At 72.0% G+C, this 18,157-nt stretch carries 13 protein-coding genes and 3 tRNA genes; 9 read left to right on the top strand and 7 right to left on the bottom strand.

What is annotated here, in order from left to right; all coding sequences use genetic code 11:
• Window positions 1-82 precede the first annotated feature (82 nt).
• From uppS to AB0E85_RS14145, 4 genes are all read left to right on the top strand, one after another.
• Complete coding sequence (gene uppS / locus AB0E85_RS14160) at window positions 83-1,876, top strand: polyprenyl diphosphate synthase (protein ID WP_361925981.1); 1,794 nt, start codon at window positions 83-85, stop codon at window positions 1,874-1,876.
• Window positions 1,877-2,020: 144 nt separating this feature from the next.
• On the top strand, window positions 2,021-2,716 hold the full coding sequence (locus tag AB0E85_RS14155; RefSeq protein ID WP_361925979.1) for a response regulator transcription factor: 696 nt from the start codon (window positions 2,021-2,023) through the stop codon (window positions 2,714-2,716).
• Window positions 2,713-3,822 carry a histidine kinase gene (locus AB0E85_RS14150; RefSeq protein ID WP_361925977.1) on the top strand — a complete coding sequence of 370 codons (1,110 nt, stop codon included), beginning with the start codon at window positions 2,713-2,715 and terminating at the stop codon, window positions 3,820-3,822. The genes AB0E85_RS14155 and AB0E85_RS14150 overlap by 4 nt, the downstream gene beginning before the upstream one ends.
• 233 nt (window positions 3,823-4,055) lie before the next feature.
• Window positions 4,056-5,324 carry a DUF418 domain-containing protein gene (locus AB0E85_RS14145; RefSeq protein WP_361925975.1) on the top strand — a complete coding sequence of 423 codons (1,269 nt, stop codon included), beginning with the start codon at window positions 4,056-4,058 and terminating at the stop codon, window positions 5,322-5,324.
• Window positions 5,325-5,429: 105 nt separating this feature from the next.
• On the opposite strand, the gene AB0E85_RS14140 is transcribed toward AB0E85_RS14145, so the two are convergent.
• The 3 genes from AB0E85_RS14140 to AB0E85_RS14130 all read right to left on the bottom strand — a co-directional run bounded on the left by AB0E85_RS14140 (window position 5,430) and on the right by AB0E85_RS14130 (window position 5,847).
• Window positions 5,430-5,506, bottom strand: a tRNA-Ile gene (locus tag AB0E85_RS14140).
• Between the two features lie 190 nt (window positions 5,507-5,696).
• A tRNA-Asn gene (locus AB0E85_RS14135) sits at window positions 5,697-5,769 on the bottom strand.
• A gap of 5 nt (window positions 5,770-5,774) precedes the next feature.
• Window positions 5,775-5,847: transfer RNA gene (locus AB0E85_RS14130), tRNA-Asn, on the bottom strand.
• A 159-nt stretch (window positions 5,848-6,006) separates the two neighbouring features.
• On the opposite strand from AB0E85_RS14130, the gene AB0E85_RS14125 reads away from it, so the two are divergent.
• From AB0E85_RS14125 to AB0E85_RS14110, 4 genes are all read left to right on the top strand, one after another.
• Window positions 6,007-6,312 (top strand): YtxH domain-containing protein, encoded by a 306-nt coding sequence (locus tag AB0E85_RS14125; RefSeq protein WP_062926707.1) that lies wholly within the window; start codon window positions 6,007-6,009, stop codon window positions 6,310-6,312.
• A 174-nt stretch (window positions 6,313-6,486) separates the two neighbouring features.
• Window positions 6,487-7,935 (top strand): FGGY family carbohydrate kinase, encoded by a 1,449-nt coding sequence (locus AB0E85_RS14120; RefSeq protein ID WP_361925972.1) that lies wholly within the window; start codon window positions 6,487-6,489, stop codon window positions 7,933-7,935.
• A gap of 110 nt (window positions 7,936-8,045) precedes the next feature.
• On the top strand, window positions 8,046-9,779 hold the full coding sequence (locus tag AB0E85_RS14115) for an ABC transporter ATP-binding protein (protein ID WP_361925970.1): 1,734 nt from the start codon (window positions 8,046-8,048) through the stop codon (window positions 9,777-9,779).
• A complete protein-coding gene (locus AB0E85_RS14110; RefSeq protein WP_361925968.1) occupies window positions 9,779-11,707 on the top strand; it encodes an ABC transporter ATP-binding protein in 1,929 nt (642 codons plus the stop codon). Before AB0E85_RS14115 ends, AB0E85_RS14110 begins: the two co-directional genes overlap by 1 nt.
• 100 nt (window positions 11,708-11,807) lie before the next feature.
• Here the strand turns inward: AB0E85_RS14110 and AB0E85_RS14105 are convergent, their stop codons facing one another.
• Window positions 11,808-13,103, bottom strand: a complete 1,296-nt coding sequence (locus tag AB0E85_RS14105) for an RNA polymerase sigma factor (RefSeq protein ID WP_361925966.1) — start codon at window positions 13,101-13,103, stop codon at window positions 11,808-11,810.
• Window positions 13,104-13,242: 139 nt separating this feature from the next.
• On the opposite strand from AB0E85_RS14105, the gene AB0E85_RS14100 reads away from it, so the two are divergent.
• Window positions 13,243-13,500, top strand: coding sequence for a hypothetical protein (locus tag AB0E85_RS14100; RefSeq protein WP_361925964.1), 258 nt, complete (start codon window positions 13,243-13,245; stop codon window positions 13,498-13,500).
• Between the two features lie 6 nt (window positions 13,501-13,506).
• On the opposite strand, the gene dnaG is transcribed toward AB0E85_RS14100, so the two are convergent.
• From dnaG to AB0E85_RS14085, 3 genes are all read right to left on the bottom strand, one after another.
• Window positions 13,507-15,426: a DNA primase gene (gene dnaG, locus AB0E85_RS14095; protein WP_361925962.1), complete on the bottom strand. Its 1,920-nt coding sequence runs from the start codon at window positions 15,424-15,426 to the stop codon at window positions 13,507-13,509.
• 29 nt (window positions 15,427-15,455) lie between these two features.
• Window positions 15,456-16,721, bottom strand: a complete 1,266-nt coding sequence (locus AB0E85_RS14090; protein WP_361925960.1) for an FAD-dependent oxidoreductase — start codon at window positions 16,719-16,721, stop codon at window positions 15,456-15,458.
• Window positions 16,722-16,855: 134 nt separating this feature from the next.
• On the bottom strand, window positions 16,856-18,133 hold the full coding sequence (locus AB0E85_RS14085) for a deoxyguanosinetriphosphate triphosphohydrolase (RefSeq protein ID WP_361925958.1): 1,278 nt from the start codon (window positions 18,131-18,133) through the stop codon (window positions 16,856-16,858).
• Between the last annotated feature and the right edge of the window lie 24 nt (window positions 18,134-18,157).

Genomic DNA, 18,157 nt, shown 5'->3' with positions numbered 1-18,157 from the left:
TGTGACCGATGCGCCCCCCGCGACCACAGCAACGGCAGACCGAGGAACGGCCCACGCAACCCCCGGACCGGCCGGAGGCACGGTGAGCGACGACGATCCGGCCCTGCGGGCGGCCTACCGACTGTGCCGGCGCCGGACGAAGGACGAGGACCCGGCGGAGTACGCGCTGATCCAGCTGGTGCCCGCGGCCCTGCGCCCGGCGCTCCACGCCCTGTGGGCCGCCGCCAACGCCCTCGACGACCTCGGCGACGACCGCACGGCGCCCGCGGCCGAACGGGCCACCCGGGTCGAGGCCTGGATCACGGCTCTGCACCGCGAACTGCCCACCGGCTCCAGCCCGGACCCGGTCCGCCACGCCCTGGTGGACACCGCGAACCGCTGGCGCCTGGACCTGTCCGAGCTGCGGGACGCCATGGCCCAGGTCCAGGACGACACCGGCGGCAGGCACTTCGCCGACTGGGCGGAATGGCGCGCCTGGGGCCGGGAGAACCTCCTGCCCTGGTTCGGCCAGGTCCGCACGGTCTTCGACCGGGCCGGCGTCCCCGTGGCGCTGCGCCTGGACACCCGGGAGGCCTACGAGGAGTTCCTCGACGGCGTCCGGCTCACCGACATCCTCACCGACCTGTCCGCCGACCTCGCCCAGGGCGACCTCCTGCTGCCCGCCGAGGCCCTCGACCTGCACCCCGGGTCGGCCGCCGACCTGGCGCAGCGCCGCTGGAGCCCCGCCGTCGCCGCCCTGGTCACGCACCTGACCGGCCTGGCCCGCCAGTGGGTGGCCCAGGAGGCCCTCACCCGCGGCATGCACCCGGGCCCCGCGACGGTCCTGGACACGATGGCCGCCCTGCTGCACGCACAGCTCGACGCCGTCGACGCGGCCGGACCGGCGCTCCTGCGCTCCCCGCCCCGGCCCGCGCTGCGCACCCGGGCCCGCATCCTCGCCCCCGCCCGGGCGCGCGCGGCCCTGGCCTGGAGCCTGACCCCGCTGACGGTGCCGCCACCGCGGCACCCCGACGCCCAGCGGCCGCCGGCACCCGCCCTGCCGGCACCCGCCGGCACCTTCCTGCGGCCGCCGCCCCACCCCAGCGGCGAGCGGCCCCCCGGGATCCCGCCCGGTGATCTGCCCACCCACGTCGCCGTGATCATGGACGGCAACGGCCGCTGGGCCCAGCAGCGCGGCCTGCCCCGGCACGAGGGCCACCGCGCCGGCGCCGACGCCGTCCGCGAGGTGGTCCACGGCGCCCTGGACATCGGCCTGCGCCACCTGACGCTCTACACCTTCTCCACCGAGAACTGGCACCGCGACCCGGAGGAGGTCGACGCGATCCTCGGCCTGCTCCGCCGCGAGCTGGCCGACGACCCCTTCCGCGATCTGGACGTCCGGCTGCGCTGGCACGGCCGCGCCGGCCGCCTGCCGCCCGACCTGGCCGACGTCCTCCAGCTGCGCGAGCGCACCACCCGCGCCCGCACCGGCCTGACGGTGACGATGTGCATCGACTACGGCGGCCGCGACGAACTCACCCGCACGGCCGCCGCCCTGGCGGGCCGGGCCCGGGCCGGCCGTCTGGAGCCCGGCCTGATCACCGAGGACGACTTCGCACGGCACCTGCCCCTGGCGGACCTGCCGGACGTGGACCTGCTCTGGCGCACGGGCGGCGAGCAGCGCGTCTCCAACTTCCTGCCCTGGCACACGGCCTACGCCGAGCTGCACTTCACTCCCGGCCTCTGGCCCGACACGGACCGCCGCGACCTCTGGCAGGCGATCACCGCCTACACCCACCGCCGGCGCCACCACGGCGCGACCCCGGACCCGACGGGTGCGGACGGACCGCCGGCAGCCCCCTGTCCGACGGCTCCTGCCACGAGGCCCGGCGGGTGAACCGGTCCTCACCGGAAGCGCCGGGCGATCCCGGTCGCCCTGCCGACCGGGGGGCGATACCCCGCCGTGTGGCTGGAGCTGCCGCCCGTCGGACGGCAGGGGCTCCCGGCGGCTTTAGGGTCGAGGCGGCATGGGTTGCAGAGCTTGGGTGAAGGTGAGGCGGAGCGCGTGATCCGGGTAGTGGTGGTGGACGACGAGGCACTGGTCCGCTCGGGGTTCGGGCTCATCCTGGGCGCGGCCGAGGACATCGAGGTCGTCGCGACCGCCGGCGGGGGCGACGCCGTCGAGACCGTCCGCCGGGAGCGGCCCGACGTGGTTCTGCTGGACATCCGGATGCCGGACGTCGACGGACTCACCGTCCTGCGCGAGCTGCGGACGAGGCCGGACGCCCCGGTGGTGGCGATGCTGACCACGTTCGACGCCGACGAGTACATCCTGACCGCGCTCAACTCCGGCGCGGCCGGTTTCCTGCTCAAGGACACCGAGCCGGAACAGCTCGCCCACCTGGTGCGCACCCTCGCCGCGGGCGGTGTGGTGCTGTCGCCCAAGGCGTCGCGGGCCCTGCTGCACAGCCACCCGGGCACCGAGGCGGCAGTCGACGAGGAAGCGGCCCGCGTCCGGCTGCTCACCGCCCGCGAGCGCGACGTCCTCGTCCTGGTGGCCGAGGGGCTGTCGAACGCCGACATCGGGACCCGCATCCACCTGGGCGCCGGCACGGTCAAGGATCACGTCAGCGCGATCCTCACCAAGCTGCGGGTGACCAGCCGGGTGCAGGCCGCGCTGCTGGCGCAGCGGGCCGGTCTGCTCGACGAGCGCCCGCGGTCGGAGGCCGGCCGATGAGCCGTGCCCGCGCCCTGTGGCAGCGGGTCCCCGCACCGGTCGTCGACATCCTGCTGGTGGCGGTGGCGGCCATGGACGTGCGGCTGAACATGTGGGAGCACACGGGCCTCGGAGTCGCGTTGGCCGCGGTCGGCTGCGCCGCGTTGATGTTCCGGCGCAGGTTCCCGATCGGTGTGTTCCTGCTCACCCTGCCCATCGCGCTGATGCAGGACGTCGCCGTCGCCGTGCTCGTGGCGCTGTTCACCCTGGCCGCACGCTCCCGCGACCGCCGTCTGCTCGCGGCGTGCGTCGCCCTGGCCGCCGTCGCGAGTAGCGTTCCCTCGCCCCTGGACGAGATCGACCGGACCATGACGCTGGTCTTCTTCGTCTACGGCCTGGCGACCGCCGCGGCCCCGGTCCTCTTCGGTCAGCTTCTCCAGGCGCAACGGGACTTGGCGCGACGGCTGGGCGAGATCGAGGAGGCCAGGGAGCACGAGCGGACCCTGCACGCCCAGGCGGTGCTGGCCCGCGAGCGCGCCCAGCTGGCCCGCGAGATGCACGACGTGGTGTCCCACCAGGTCAGCCTGATCGCCGTACGGGCCGGAGCCCTTCAGGTCGCCACCAAGGACGCGGACGCCGAGGAGGCAGCCCGGACGATCCGTTCGCTGAGCGTCACCACGCTCGACGAGCTGCGCACCATGGTCACGCTGCTGCGCGCCTCCGGCGGCCACGCCACCGAGCTGACGCCCCAGCCCACCCTGGCCGACCTGCACAGGCTCGTGGAATCGAGCGGCACTCACGCGGAGTTGTCGGGCGAGCTGCCGCCTGCCGTGGGCACCCCCGCCCAACGGGCCCTCTACCGCACGGTCCAGGAGGCGTTGACCAACGTCCGCAAGCACGCGCCCGGCGCCAGGGCGCGCGTCGAGCTGTGGCAGGACCGTGATGACGTCGGAGTGACCGTCACCAACACGCCGCCCACCCGCCCTTCGCTGTCCCTGCCCGGTTCGCAGCAGGGTCTGGTCGGCCTGCGGGAACGGGCCGAGATCCTGCACGGCACCCTGGACGCGAGCCCGACCCCGGAGGGCGGCTACCGGGTGCGGCTGCGCATTCCCCTCGGCACGGACTGACCGACCGGGCCGGTGCGGTGGGCAGCGCGGTCGCCCCCACCACAGGGGATGGGTCACCGAGCGGGGGTCGGGAGCTGGTTGGCCACCGGCTGCGCGTACAGCCGGTGGCGGTTGCGCCGGACCGGTCCGGACGGGAGTTCCGCCGGTCGGCGGGGCGTCACCCGCCGACCGGCGGGGCCGTTGCCGAAGACTGCCGGATGGTCCGCCGCCGCCGACCACGCGAGATTCGCCGTATGACACAGACACAGCCGCCACAGGAGACGTCAGCTCCGCAGGAGAACTCGCCTCCGCCGCCCCGAACCTCCCCCGAGTCCGCCGTGCCGGCCTCGCCCGGTCCCTCGATGGGACGCCTCGTCGGGGTGGACCTGGCCCGCGCGCTGGCGGTGTTCGGCATGTACGTCGTGCACATCGGCCCCCCGCTGTCCGCCACGACCGGCGTCGCCGGCTGGATCCGGTACATGTCGGACGGTCACTCATCGGTGCTGTTCGCCACCCTCGCCGGATTCTCACTGATGCTGCTCGCCGGCCGCCGGGAGCCGAAGACCGGCCTGGCCGGCCGGCAGGCGAAGGCCCGCATCGCGATCCGAGCCGTGGTCCTGCTGGCGCTCGGCACCGCGATGGCCGTGGAGTACGGCGGAGTGATCATCCTCGGCTTCTACGGCGTCTACTTCCTCCTCGCCCTGCCCCTGGTGCGACTGCGCGCCAGGACCCTCGCGATCACCGCGGCCGCGCTCGCCCTCGTCACACCGCAGTTGGCGTTCGCCCTGAACGCCCTGCTGACCCCCTCGGTCCAGCAGAGCATCAACGCCTACGACCCGCTGCGCCGCCTCAGCGAGGTGGGGGTGCTCGATCTGCTGCTCACCGGCTTCTACCCGGCGCTCACGTGGATGTCGTTCGTGATCGCGGGCATGGCGCTGGGCCGCCTCGACCTGACCGCCGGCACTGTCCAGCGGCGCCTGGCCGCGCTCGGTGCCGCCCTCACCGTGACCGCGTACGGCATGTCCCTGCTGCTCGCCGGCAAGGACGCGTTGAAGAGCCTCGCGGAAAGCGGATCGTCGTCCTCCGGCTCCGGCTCGATGCCCCCCGGCAGCGGGTCGATGCCCCCCGGCGGCGGCTCCTTCCCCGACATGCCGGCGTCCTCGCTCCTGGCGGCCGGGCCGCACAGCGGCACCACGTTCGACATCATCGGCAGCGTCGGCGTCGCGATCCTCGTGATCGTGGGCGCGACGGTGGCGATGGACCGCCTGCCGCGACTGCGCCGCCTGGCGAAACCGGTCATCGCCGTGGGCACCATGTCCCTGACCGCCTACGTCGGCCACTTCCTCGCCCAGTCCGCGCTGTCCGTGCCCGCCGGGACCAGCACCCAGACGTCCTGGGTGCCCCTGCTCATGTTCGTCCTCGGGGCGATCGTGTTCGCCGCGATCTGGTCCCGCTTCTTCCGCCGCGGACCGCTGGAACACCTCCTCAACGCCGCCACGAAACCGGCGAAGCGCATCCGGTGAACCGGAAGGAGTGCCACAGCGCCGAGATGGCGGAGCCCCGCGTCGAGAGCGATCAGTCGGAGATCGATCAGTCGCCGGACTAATCGATTCTCCTCGCGTAGCGCGTGGTGGGGCGGGTGGGACTCGAACCCACGGCCGACGGATTATGAGTCCGCTGCTCTAACCGGCTGAGCTACCGCCCCATAGCGGCGTGTCGCGTACATGTGTGCGCGCCGTCTGCCGCAGCATAGCCGCTCATACGATCTCCTGCTTCGGCTGGGCGGCTTCGCGCGGCCTACATGACCTTGAGGACTGCGCCGGGTGCCGCGCGGTTCCCGGACCAGGGAAACGGACATGAAAAAGGACCCCTGAGAGGGGTCCTTGTTCAACCTGCTCCCCCGACTGGACTCGAACCAGTAACCTGCCGGTTAACAGCCGGCTGCTCTGCCAATTGAGCTACGGAGGACCGAGCTCCCCGGACTGGACTCGAACCAGTAACCTGCCGGTTAACAGCCGGCTGCTCTGCCAATTGAGCTACCGAGGAAGGTCTCGTTTGCATCGAACGTACCTACCTGGGTATCCGCCAGGGGGCGCGCGTTCGCTGCGACACATACATTAGCGCAAGCAGGGGGGTGCTCCGCCAATCGGTACTCCCCGGCACCGACGCCGCACCGGAGACCTACGCAAGGAAAGGGTGGCCGCCATGCGTTACCGGCTCACGTTCGTCGCCGGAGTCGTCCTGGGTTACGTGCTGGGCACGAGGGCCGGGCGCGAGCGCTACGAGCAGCTGAAGAAGTCAGCCCGGCAGTTCGCTCAGAACCCCGCGGTCCGCAACACCGCCGAGACGGCGGCCCACCAGGGCCGTGAGTTCGCGGGCAAGGCGTACCACGTGGTGAGCGACAAGGTCGGTGACCGAGTCCCCGACTCCGTGGCGGACCGGGTCCGTCACCTCCGCGACCGAGCCACCCACAACGGCGGCGAGGACGACTGGGGCACGACCAATACCTGATCTCCTGATGCCGAGCAGCCCCGGACCCGCTGAACGGGGGCGCGGGGCTGTATCGATGTGCGGCTCCGCCGCGTGGGCGCGACCAGCCCCGACGCACCCGCACGCGAACCCGGCGACGCACCCCTGCGGCGCCCACGGCTCCAGCCAGCGCAGCGGTACGGCAGAATTTTGGCCATGGGGATAGTCGCCGGGTTGGACAGTTCACCCGATTTCACTCGTATCGTCGTCTGTGACGGGGACACCGGAGCCGTGCTCAGGCAGGGATATGCACCGCATCCGGTGGAGAGCCCCGCGGGCGGCGGGCGGCCGTCGGACGTCGATCCGCAGGCCTGGCTGCTCTCCCTGGGCGAGGCCGCGGGCGGTGGGCTGCTCGAAGGTGTGCAGGCGATCGGTGTCTCCGCCCAGCAGAACGCCGTCGTGCCGCTGGACGCGCAGGGCAACACCGTGCGGCCTGCGATGGTCGGCGGCGACAAGCGGACGCAGGTCGCCGCGGCCGACCTGGTCGACGCGCTCGGCGGACGTGAGGCGTGGGCGCAGGCCGTGGGCTGTGTGCCGCAGGCCGCGCAACCCGTCACGAAACTGCGCTGGATGGCCCGGACCGAGCCGGAGAACGCGCAGCGCACCGCGATCCTCCTCCAGGCGCACGACTGGCTGGTGTGGCAGTTGCTGGGCCGGCCGGTCAGGAGAACCACCGACCGGGGTGGGGCGTCCGGCACCGGTTACTGGTCAGCGGCGACCGGCGGCTACCGGCCCGACCTCGTGGAGCTGGCGCTCGGGCACCAGGTGATGCTGCCGGAGGTGATCGGCCCGGCTGACGCGGCCGGTACGACACCGGAGGGCCTGCTGATCTCCGTGGGGACCGGCGAGACCATGGCGGCGGCGTTCGGTCTCGGCATCGGCCTCGGTGACGCGGTGGTGTCACTGGGCGCCTCCGGGTCCGTGATGGCCGTGCACCCCGAGGCCCTGGTCGACGGGTCGGGCATGATCACCGCGCTCGCGGACGCGACCGGCATGCACCTGCCCGTCGTCACCACGCTGAACGCCGTACGGACCCTGCGCGGGGCCGCCGAGCTGCTGGGGCTGCCCGATCTGGAGAGCCTGTCCGACCTGGCGATGAAGTCGACGCCCGGATCGCACGGGCTGGTGCTGCTGCCTTATCTGGAGGGCGAGCGGACGCCGAACCTGCCGCACACCGCGGGAACCCTGGCCGGGCTCAGGCGCGAGTCGATGAAGGCGGAGCACCTGGCGCGGGCCGCGTTCGAGGGGATGCTGTGCGGACTCGCGGACGCGCTGGACGTGCTGCGCGGCCGGGGTGTGGAGGTGCGCCGGGTGTTCCTGCTCGGGCCGGCCGCCGAGTTGCCCGCGGTGCAGGCGGCGGCGCCCATGCTGTTCGGGACGCAGGTCGTGGTGCCGCAGCCGGCGGACTACGCGGCGATCGGCGCCGCCCGTCAGGCGGCCTGGGCGCTGGGTGCCTCGCAGGGCACGCTCGATGTGCGGAACCCGCCGGTCTGGCAGGGCGCGGTCGCGCAGGTCCTGGAGCCCGGGGACGAACTGGCCGTGGGGCAGGCGGTGCGGCAGCAGTTCGTGGCGGTGCGGGAGCAGACGCATCCCGGAGCCCTCTGACCTTTTGACCGCCTGTTGGGTTAATTCGGTTGAGGTAACACCGGTGGAGTGTTCGACGATAGGGGCCAGGGGCAACCAACCGCTCCGTCGCCCACTCCGAGAGAAGCAGCGTGCTCATACGACTCCTGCGGACCTACCTCAGGCCCTATAGAAGACCCATCGCCCTGCTGGTGCTGCTGCAGTTCCTGCAGACCTGCGCCACGCTCTACCTGCCCACGCTCAACGCCGACATCATCGACCAGGGTGTCGTGAACGGCGACACCGGCTACATCCTGGGCTACGGCGGTCTGATGATCGGCATCTCGCTGGTCCAGGTCGTGTGCAACATCGGCGCCGTGTACTACGGCGCCCGTACGGCGTCGGCGGTCGGGCGGGACGTGCGCGGTGCCGTGTTCGACCGGGTGCAGTCGTTCTCCGCCCGTGAGGTGGGCCACTTCGGGGCGCCGTCGCTGATCACCCGGACGACGAACGACGTCCAGCAGGTGCAGATGCTGGCGCTGATGACGTTCACGCTGCTGGTGTCGGCCCCGATCATGTGCGTCGGCGGCATCGTGCTGGCGCTCGGTCTGGACGTGCCGCTGTCCGGGGTGCTGGTGGCGGTCGTGCCGGTGCTGGGCATCTGCGTGACGCTGATCGTGCGGCGGCTGCGGCCGCTGTTCCGGGCGATGCAGGAGCGGCTGGACTCGGTGAACCGGGTGCTGCGCGAGCAGATCACCGGCAACCGGGTGATCCGGGCCTTCGTCCGCGACGAGTACGAGCAGCAGCGCTTCCGCAAGGCCAACACCGATCTCACCGACTTCGCGCTGGGCACCGGCAACCTGCTCGCGCTGATGTTCCCGATCGTCATGACGGTGGTGAACCTGTCGTCGATCGCCGTGGTGTGGTTCGGCGCGCACCGGATCGACAGCGGCGGGATGCAGATCGGCGACCTGACGGCGTTCCTGGCCTATCTGATGCAGATCGTCATGTCCGTGATGATGGCCACCTTCATGTTCATGATGGTGCCGCGCGCGGAGGTGTGTGCCGAGCGCATCCAGGAGGTGCTGGACACCTCCTCCAGCGTCGTGCCGCCGGCGGCGCCCGTGCGGGAGCTGCGCCGGCACGGGCATCTGGAGATCCGCGGGGCGGGCTTCCGCTATCCGGGTGCCGAGGAGCCGGTGCTGCGGGCCGTCGACCTGGTGGCCCGGCCGGGCGAGACGACGGCCGTCATCGGCTCCACCGGCAGCGGCAAGTCCACGCTGCTCGGGCTGGTCCCGCGGCTGTTCGACGCGACCGACGGGCAGGTGCTCGTCGACGGGGTCGAGGTCGCGGAGATCGAGCCGCAGCTGCTCGCCAGGACCGTCGGGCTGGTGCCGCAGAAGCCGTACCTGTTCGCGGGCACGGTGGCGACCAACCTGCGCTACGGCAATCCGGACGCCACCGACGAGGAGCTGTGGCACGCGCTGGAGGTGGCGCAGGCCAAGGACTTCGTCGACGGGCTGGAGGGCGGACTCGACGCACCGGTCGCGCAGGGCGGGACGAACGTCTCCGGCGGGCAGCGGCAGCGGCTCGCGATCGCCCGGACGCTGGTGCAGCGGCCCGAGATCTACCTCTTCGACGATTCCTTCTCCGCGCTCGACTACGCCACGGACGCCGCCCTGCGGGCCGCCCTCACGCGCGAGACCTCCGAGGCGACCGTGGTGATCGTCGCGCAGCGGGTGGCGACCATCCGGGACGCCGACCGGATCGTCGTCCTGGACGAGGGCCGGGTCGTCGGCACCGGGCGGCACCACGAGCTGATGGCGGACAACGAGACCTACCGGGAGATCGTGCTCTCCCAGCTCACGGAAGCGGAGGCTGCCTGATGGCGGGGCCCATGGGGCGGATGATGGCCGGGGGCGGCCCCGACCAGCGCTCGCTGGACTTCAAGGGATCCGGCAAACGGCTCGTCGCGCAGTTCCGGCCGGAGCGCGCGACCATCTACGTGCTGCTGCTGTGCGTGGTGCTCAGCGTCGGCCTCAACGTCGTCGGGCCGAAGATCCTCGGCAAGGCGACCGACCTGGTCTTCGCGGGCATCGTCGGACGGGGCATGCCGGAGGGGGCGAGCAAGGAGCAGGTCCTCGACTCCATGCGGCAGCGGGGGGACGGAGACGTCGCCGACATGCTGCGCAGCACCGACTTCACCCCGGGCGAGGGCATCGACTTCACGGCCGTCGGGCATGTGCTGCTGCTGGCGCTGGGCGTGTTCACGGTGGCCGGGCTGCTGATGGCGGTGGCGACGCGGCTGGTGAACCGGGCCGTGAACCGGACCATGTTCCGGATGCGCGAGGACGTCCAGACGAAGCTGTCGCGGCTGCCGCTTTCGTACTTCGACCAGCGCCAGCGCGGTGAGGTGCTGTCCCGGGCGACCAACGACATCGACAACATCGGGCAGACGCTCCAGCAGTCGATGGGGCAGCTCATCAACTCGGTGCTGACCATCATCGGCGTCCTCGCGATGATGTTCTACGTCTCGTGGATCCTCGCGCTGGTCGCGCTGGTGACCGTGCCGCTGTCGTTCGTCGTGGCCACGCGGGTGGGCAAGCGGTCGCAGCCGCACTTCGTCCAGCAGTGGCGCTCGACGGGGCAGTTGAACGCGCACATCGAGGAGATGTACACCGGGCACGCCCTGGTGAAGGTGTTCGGGCGGCAGGCGGAGTCGGCCAAGCAGTTCGCCGAGCAGAACGACGCGCTGTACGAGGCGGGGTTCAAGGCGCAGTTCAACAGCGGGGTCATGCAGCCGCTGATGATGTTCGTGTCGAACCTCAACTACGTGCTGGTGGCGGTGGTGGGCGGGCTGCGGGTGGCTTCCGGCTCCCTGTCGATCGGTGACGTGCAGGCCTTCATCCAGTACTCGCGGCAGTTCTCCATGCCGCTGACGCAGGTCGCCTCCATGGCGAACCTGGTGCAGTCGGGTGTCGCCTCCGCGGAGCGGGTCTTCGAGCTGCTCGACGCACAGGAGCAGAGCGCCGACCCGGTGCCGGGCGTACGGCCTCAGGAGCTGCGCGGGCAGGTGGCGCTGGAGCACGTGTCGTTCCGCTACGACCCCGACAAGCCGCTCATCGAGGACCTGTCGCTGAAGGTGGAGCCCGGGCACACGGTGGCCATCGTCGGTCCGACGGGCGCCGGCAAGACGACGCTGGTGAATCTGCTGATGCGGTTCTACGACGTCACCGGCGGGCGCATCACCCTCGACGGGGTCGACATCGCACGGATGTCACGGGACGAACTGCGCGCCGGGATCGGCATGGTGCTCCAGGACACCTGGCTGTTCGGCGGCACGATCGCGGAGAACATCGCGTACGGAGCCTCCCGGGAGGTCACCCGCGGGGAGATCGAGGAGGCGGCCCGGGCGGCGCACGCGGACCGGTTCGTCCGGACGCTGCCGGACGGGTACGACACCGTGATCGACGACGAGGGGACGGGGGTCAGCGCGGGTGAGAAGCAGCTCATCACCATCGCCCGGGCGTTCCTGTCCGACCCGGTGATCCTGGTGCTGGACGAGGCGACGAGCTCGGTCGACACCCGTACCGAGGTGCTCATTCAGAAGGCCATGGCGAAACTCGCCCACGGTCGCACGTCGTTCGTCATCGCGCACCGGCTGTCGACGATCCGGGACGCGGACACGATCCTCGTCATGGAGAACGGGTCCATCGTCGAGCAGGGGGCGCACGAGGATCTGCTGGCGGCGGACGGTGCCTACGCGCGGCTGTACAAGGCGCAGTTCGCGCAGGCCGTCGCCGAGGTCGACTGAGTCGCATTCGGAGGTGCCGAGTGGTGTCGTGGGGCGGCTGCGGGCCGGTGGGGGCCGGTCGCGCAGCTCCCCGCGCCCCTGAAGGGGCCCGCAGCCGGCGTCAGTCCAGATAGCCCCTCAGCTGGTCCGCGAAGGCGTGATCCCGCAGCTTGTTCAGAGTCTTCGACTCGATCTGGCGTATCCGTTCCCGCGTCACACCGAAGATGCGGCCGATCTCCTCCAGCGTGCGGGGGCGGCCGTCCGCCAAGCCGTAACGGAGTTGGACCACCTTCCGCTCCCGCTCCCCCAGCGTCGACAGGACCGCCTCCAGGTGCTCCCTGAGCAGCAGGAACGCCGCCGACTCGACGGGGGACGCCGCGTCGCCGTCCTCGATGAGGTCGCCCAGGGCGACGTCGTCCTCCTCACCGACGGGCGCGTGCAGCGACACCGGCTCCTGGGCGAGGCGCAGGACCTCGCTGACCCGCTCCGGCGCCAGGTCCAGGTGGGCCGCGACCTCCTCGGGCGTCGGCTCGTAGCCCCGCTCCTGGAGCATGCGCCGCTGGACGCGGACGACCCGGTTGATGAGCTCCACGACGTGGACCGGGACCCGTATCGTGCGGGCCTGGTCGGCCAGGGCACGGGACATGGCCTGGCGGATCCACCACGTGGCGTACGTGGAGAACTTGTAGCCGCGGGCGTAGTCGAACTTCTCCACGGCCCTGATCAGGCCGAGGTTGCCCTCCTGGACGAGGTCGAGCATGGTCAGGCCGCGGCCGACGTAGCGCTTGGCCACCGACACGACCAGGCGCAGGTTCGCCTCGATGAGGCGGCGCTTGGCCATGCGGCCCATCACGACGAGCCGGTCCAGGTCGAGGGCGAGCTGGCTGTCCAGGTCGGGGGTGAGCCGCAGCTTCTCCTCGGCGAACAGGCCGGCCTCGACCCGGCGGGCGAGTTCGACCTCCTCGGCGGCGGTCAGCAGGGGGATGCGGCCGATCTCCCGCAGGTACTGGCGGAACAGGTCCGAGGACGGACTGCCGGTCTCGGTGCGCAGGGGCGGCGGCTCGACGGCCTCGGGCACCTCGGCCGGCTCCACGGCTCCGGCGGGCGGCTCCTCCGGCTCCGGTTCCGCCTCGGGGTGGTGCACGGCACGGCTCTGCGCGGGGACCCCGGACAGGGCGTCGGCCTCCGCGTCCGGCGCGGTCCCGTCGGCGCCGGGGGCGGCACCGGCGTCGGTCTGGGTGAGGGTCTGGGTCTGCACGGGGGCGACCTCCAGGATGATCGCTGCCGGCGGGTACGGCAGCGGTACTTCGGGGACGGAGTCGGCCTCGCCGCTTTCCGTCCCGTACGCGATGAGCGGAACCGCGGGGGTCTGGGACCCGTCGGTGACGGATCGGCCGCGCTCCGAGGACTCAGGCACCGGAACCCAGTGTGGGGTAAGACACATCGCTGCCACGAGGGGCGTGCGATGACTTTTTGCTTCCGGTCCGTGACCGCGCGGTCGCCCCTCGTGCGAAACCCGGATGCCTCACGCACCACTGGTCTGCGACGATCGTCCGATGTCCGCTTCCCTGTACGAGTCACATGTGACGGTCCGCTGCTCCGGCCCCGACGAGTCCGCCCGGCTGGGCCGGTGGGCGGCGGCGGGCGGGTTCAAGCTCACGCACATCGTGCTGGCCAGGGGCCGGATGCGCGACCAGCCGATGCTCACCCTGTCCGGTTCGCCGTCGTACTCCTGTGAGTCGGCGCGCGTGCGGGAGTTCGCCGAGCGGCTGGTGCGCGCGGTGACGCCGGCCTTCGACGGGGCCGGGGCCTGACCCGCGTCAGAGCGCGGCGGCGCCGTGCTCCCGGAGGGTCTGGTCGTACTGCTGGAGGACCCACAGCTCGTTCTGCACGGCGGCGAGCTGGGCCGGGTCGCCATGGGTGCCGAGGCGGGTGAGCCGGCCGGTGATGTCGCGGATGCGGCGCTCGACGGCCCGGCGGCGGACCGTCACCAACTGGGCGCCCGCGTACACCTCGTCGGCCCCCTTCACGCCCTTGTGGAGCATGATCGCCTCGACGGCCAGCTCCGTGACCATCGCGCGGACGGCGTCGTCCGGGGCGGCCTCACGGACCCTGACCAGGTAGCCCTGGGGGTCGGCGACGCCCGGTTCGGCGCCGCCGGCATCGAGGATGGCCTGGCGGACGGCGGCGTAGGGCGGGGCGGTGAACTCGTCCACGCCGTACGCGTCGAAGGCCGGGGAGACCAGCTCGGGGCGCTGGAGGGCGAGTTTGAGGAGTTCCCGCTCGGTGGCGAAGACGGGGTTGCGGAGGTTGAGGGCCGGGCCGCGGGGGGTGGCCGGCTGGGGCGGGCCGGCGTACTGCCCGCCCTGCTGTTGCCGCTCCGGGGCCGGGCCCTTGCCGCCGCGGTCGCGGGCCCAGCGGGCCAGCTGGGCCACGCGCTTGACCACGAACTGGGTGTCGAGGATGCCGAGCATCCCGGCGAGCTGGACGGCGACCTCGTGCTGGGCGCCGCTGTTCTTGATGCGGGCGACGATCGGGGCGGCCTCGTCCAGTGCGGAGGCCCGGCCCGCCGGGGTGTCGAGGTCGTAGCGGCTCACGATCTGGCGCAGCGCGAACTCGAAGAGCGGGGTGCGGGGTTCGACGAGGTCGGCGACGGCCTCGTCGCCCTTGGCGAGGCGCAGGTCGCAGGGGTCCATGCCGTCGGGGGCGATGGCGATGTACGTCTCGGCGGCGAACTTCTGGTCGTCCTCGAAGGCGCGCAGGGCCGCCTTCTGGCCGGCGGCGTCGCCGTCGAAGGTGAAGATGACGCGGGCCGAGCCGTTGTCCATGAGTAGCCGGCGCAGGATCTTGATGTGGTCGCCGCCGAAGGCGGTGCCGCAGGTGGCGATGGCGGTCGTCACACCGGCGAGGTGGCAGGCCATGACGTCCGTGTAGCCCTCGACGACGACCGCGCGGGACGCCTTGGCGATGTCCTTCTTCGCCAGGTCGATGCCGTAGAGGACCTGGGACTTCTTGTAGATCGCCGTCTCGGGCGTGTTCAGGTACTTGGGGCCGTTGTCCGCTTCGTAGAGCTTGCGGGCGCCGAAGCCGACGACGTCGCCGCCGATGTCGCGGATGGGCCACATCAGGCGGCCGCGGAAGCGGTCGATGGGGCCGCGGCGGCCCTCCTGGGAGAGGCCGGAGAGGATCAGCTCCTTGTCGGTGAAGCCCTTGCCGCGCAGGAAGCGCGTGAGGTGGTCCCAGCCCTGGGGGCTGTAGCCGACGGAGAAGTGCTGGGCGGCCGCCTGGTCGAAGCCGCGCTCGGCGAGGAACTGGCGGCCGGTGTCGGCCTCCGGGCTGGTCGCGAGCTGTTCGACGTACCAGTCGGCGGCGATCTTGTGCGCCTCGACCAGGCGGATCCGCTCGCCGCGCTGGTGGGAGGGGTTGTAGCCGCCCTCCTCGTAGCGCAGGGTGATGCCCGCCTGGCCGGCCAGGCGCTCGACCGCCTCCGAGAAGGAGAGGTGGTCGATCTTCATCACGAACGTGATGGTGTCGCCGCCCTCCTGGCAGCCGAAGCAGTGGAAGAACCCCTTGCTCGGGCTGACCTGGAAGGAGGGCGACTTCTCGTCGTGGAACGGGCAGAGTCCCTTCAGGTTGCCGCCGCCCGCGTTGCGCAGCTGGAGGTACTCGGACACCACGGCGTCGATCGGGACCGCGTCCCGTACCGCCTTCACGTCCTCGTCGTTGATCCGTCCTGCCACGCGTGAATTCTACGGGGGCGGACCGACAGCTACGGTGCGAGGCCGTCCAGCGGGACGTGCGGGTCCGCCAGCGACTCCGTGTTCACCCGGGCGCGGGAGCGGACCAGGCGCTGGATCTTGTCCGTGACGTCCCACACGTTCACGTTCATCCCGGCCAGGACCCGGCCGTCCTTCACCCAGAAGGCGATGAACTCGCGCTTGCCGGCGTCCCCGCGGATCACCACCTGGTCGTAGCTGCCCGGGGGCGCCCAGCCGGAGTACTCCATGCCCAGGTCGTACTGGTCGGAGAAGAAGTAGGGCACCCGGTCGTACGTCACCTCGCGGCCCAGCATGGAGCGCGCGGCCGCCGGTCCGCCGTTGAGGGCGTTGGCCCAGTGCTCGACCCGTACCCGCGTGCCGAAGAGGGCGTGCGGGAAGGAGACGACGTCACCGGCCGCGTACACGTCGGGGTCGGAGGTGCGCAGCCGCTCGTCGACGACGATGCCGCCGCCGTCGGCCCGGTCGGCGATCTCCAGGCCGGCGGCCTCCGCCAGGTGGGTGCGGGGGGCCGCGCCGATCGCCGCCAGCACGTCGTGCGCCGGGTGCTCCTCGCCGTCGTCGGTGCGGGCCGCGAGGACCATGCCGTCCTGGCCGACGATCTCCGTCAGCCGCCTGCCGAAGTGGAAGCGCACCCCGTGCTCGCGGTGCAGCTCGGCGAAGAGACCGCCCAGCTCCGGGCCCAGCACGCCGTGCAGCGGGGTCGGCCCGTGCTCGACGACCGTGACCTCCGCGCCGTACTCGCGGGCCGCCGCCGCGACCTCCAGGCCGATCCAGCCGGCACCGGCGATGACGAGGTGGCCGTTGTCCCGGCCGAGGTTGGTCAGGACGTGTTTGAGGCGCTCGGCGTGGGCGAGGCGGCGCAGGTGGTGCACACCCGCCAGGTCCGTGCCCGGCACGTCGAGGCGGCGGGGCTCGGCGCCGGTCGCCAGGAGCAGCTTGTCGTACCGGACGACCGTGCCGTCCTCCCCGAAGCGGACCGTCTTCGCCGTACGGTCGATCGCGTCGACGGTCTGGCCGAGGTGCAGCTCGATGTCGTTGGCCGCGTACCAGGCGGGTTCGTGCACGAAGACGCTGTCGCGCTCCTCCTTGCCGAGGAGGTAGCCCTTGGACAGGGGCGGGCGCTCGTAGGGGTGGTCGCGTTCGTCGCAGATCAGTATCACGCGGCCGGTGAAGCCCTCCGCGCGGAGCGTCTCCGCCGCCTTGGCGCCCGCCAGTCCGCCTCCGACGATGACGAAAGTCTGATCCGCGTCGACCACTTGATGCCTCCTCGTAACGGTGTCGCCACTTGCGAGCGTCCCGCACGGAGCGTGGTGCGGGAAGAGGGAGTGACCCGATCAGGCCACAGAGGGTCACGAGGGAGGGTGCTCGCACTCCGCCCATCGCGTCAGTCTCATGCCTGCCCCGTCAGGCGGACGTGAAGCGAACGGGCGGAGGTGTCGGTGAGGGAGGCGATCTGGTCGACGATCACCCGCTTGCGCGCTCGGTCGTCCGCCGCCTGGTCGAACAGGGTGCGGAACTGCGGGTCCAGGCCGTCCGGCGCGCGGGCGGTGAGCGCCTCGGCGAGTTCGGCGACGACGATCCGCTGGTCGGCGCGCAGGCGTTCCTGCTCGGCGCGCTGCATGACGTACAGGTCGGCGACGGCCTTGAGGACGGCGCACTCCATGCGGGTCTCGCGCGGGACGACCAGCTCGGCGGCGTAACGGGTGAGCCGTCCGGCTCCGAACGCGGAGCGGGTCGCGGTCTCGGCGGCCAGGCAGAAGCGGCCGATGAGCTGGCTGGTGGCGTCCTTGAGGCGGGCCTGGGCCACGGCGGTGCCGTCGTAGCCGTGCGGCCACCACTCCTGGGCGAGCAGCCGGTCCAGGGCCTCGGCGAGCTCGGCGGGGTCGGTGCCGGCGGGGACGTACCGGCCGCGGGCGACCTCGAAGACGTCCCGGCGTTCGGGATCGGCGTGCAGGCAGTTCGGGTCGATGTGGCCGGCGTGCAGGCCGTCCTCCACGTCGTGCACCGAGTAGGCCACGTCGTCGGACCAGTCCATGACCTGCGCCTCGAAGCAGGTCCGGGTGCCGGGGGCGTCCTTGCGGAGCCAGTCGAAGACGGGGCGGTCGTCCTCGTAGACGCCGAACTTGTTCGAGGCCGGGTCGGTGGGGTGGGAGCCGCGGGGCCAGGGGTACTTGGTGGCGGCGTCGAGGGCGGCGCGGGTGAGGTTGAGGCCGACGGAGCCGTCGGGGGTGAACCGTTTGGGTTCGATGCGGGTGAGGAGTCTGAGGGACTGGGCGTTGCCCTCGAAGCCGCCGCAGTCCGACGCGAACTCGTTGAGGGCCTGTTCGCCGTTGTGGCCGAAGGGCGGGTGTCCCAGGTCGTGGGAGAGGCAGGCGGCTTCGACGAGGTCGGGGTCGCAGCCGAGGGCCGCGCCGAGTTCGCGGCCGACCTGGGCGCATTCGAGGGAGTGGGTGAGGCGGGTGCGGGGGCTGGCGTCCCAGGCGGGGCCCTGGGTGCCGGGCGTCACCACTTGGGTTTTGCCGGCGAGTCTTCTGAGGGCGGCGGAGTGCAGGACCCTGGCCCTGTCGCGTTGGAAGGCTGTGCGGCCAGGTCGTTTGTCGGGTTCCGGGGCCCAGCGGTCGACTGACGTCGGGTCGTAGGCGGGGGGGTGTTGTGCGGTGCCGTCCATGTGACGACAGTAAGCGCGTCTGCG

The organism is Streptomyces sp. NPDC029044, from assembly GCF_040637495.1.
GTDB lineage: Bacteria > Actinomycetota > Actinomycetes > Streptomycetales > Streptomycetaceae > Streptomyces.
This window is presented reverse-complemented; position numbering and strand designations above follow the sequence as displayed.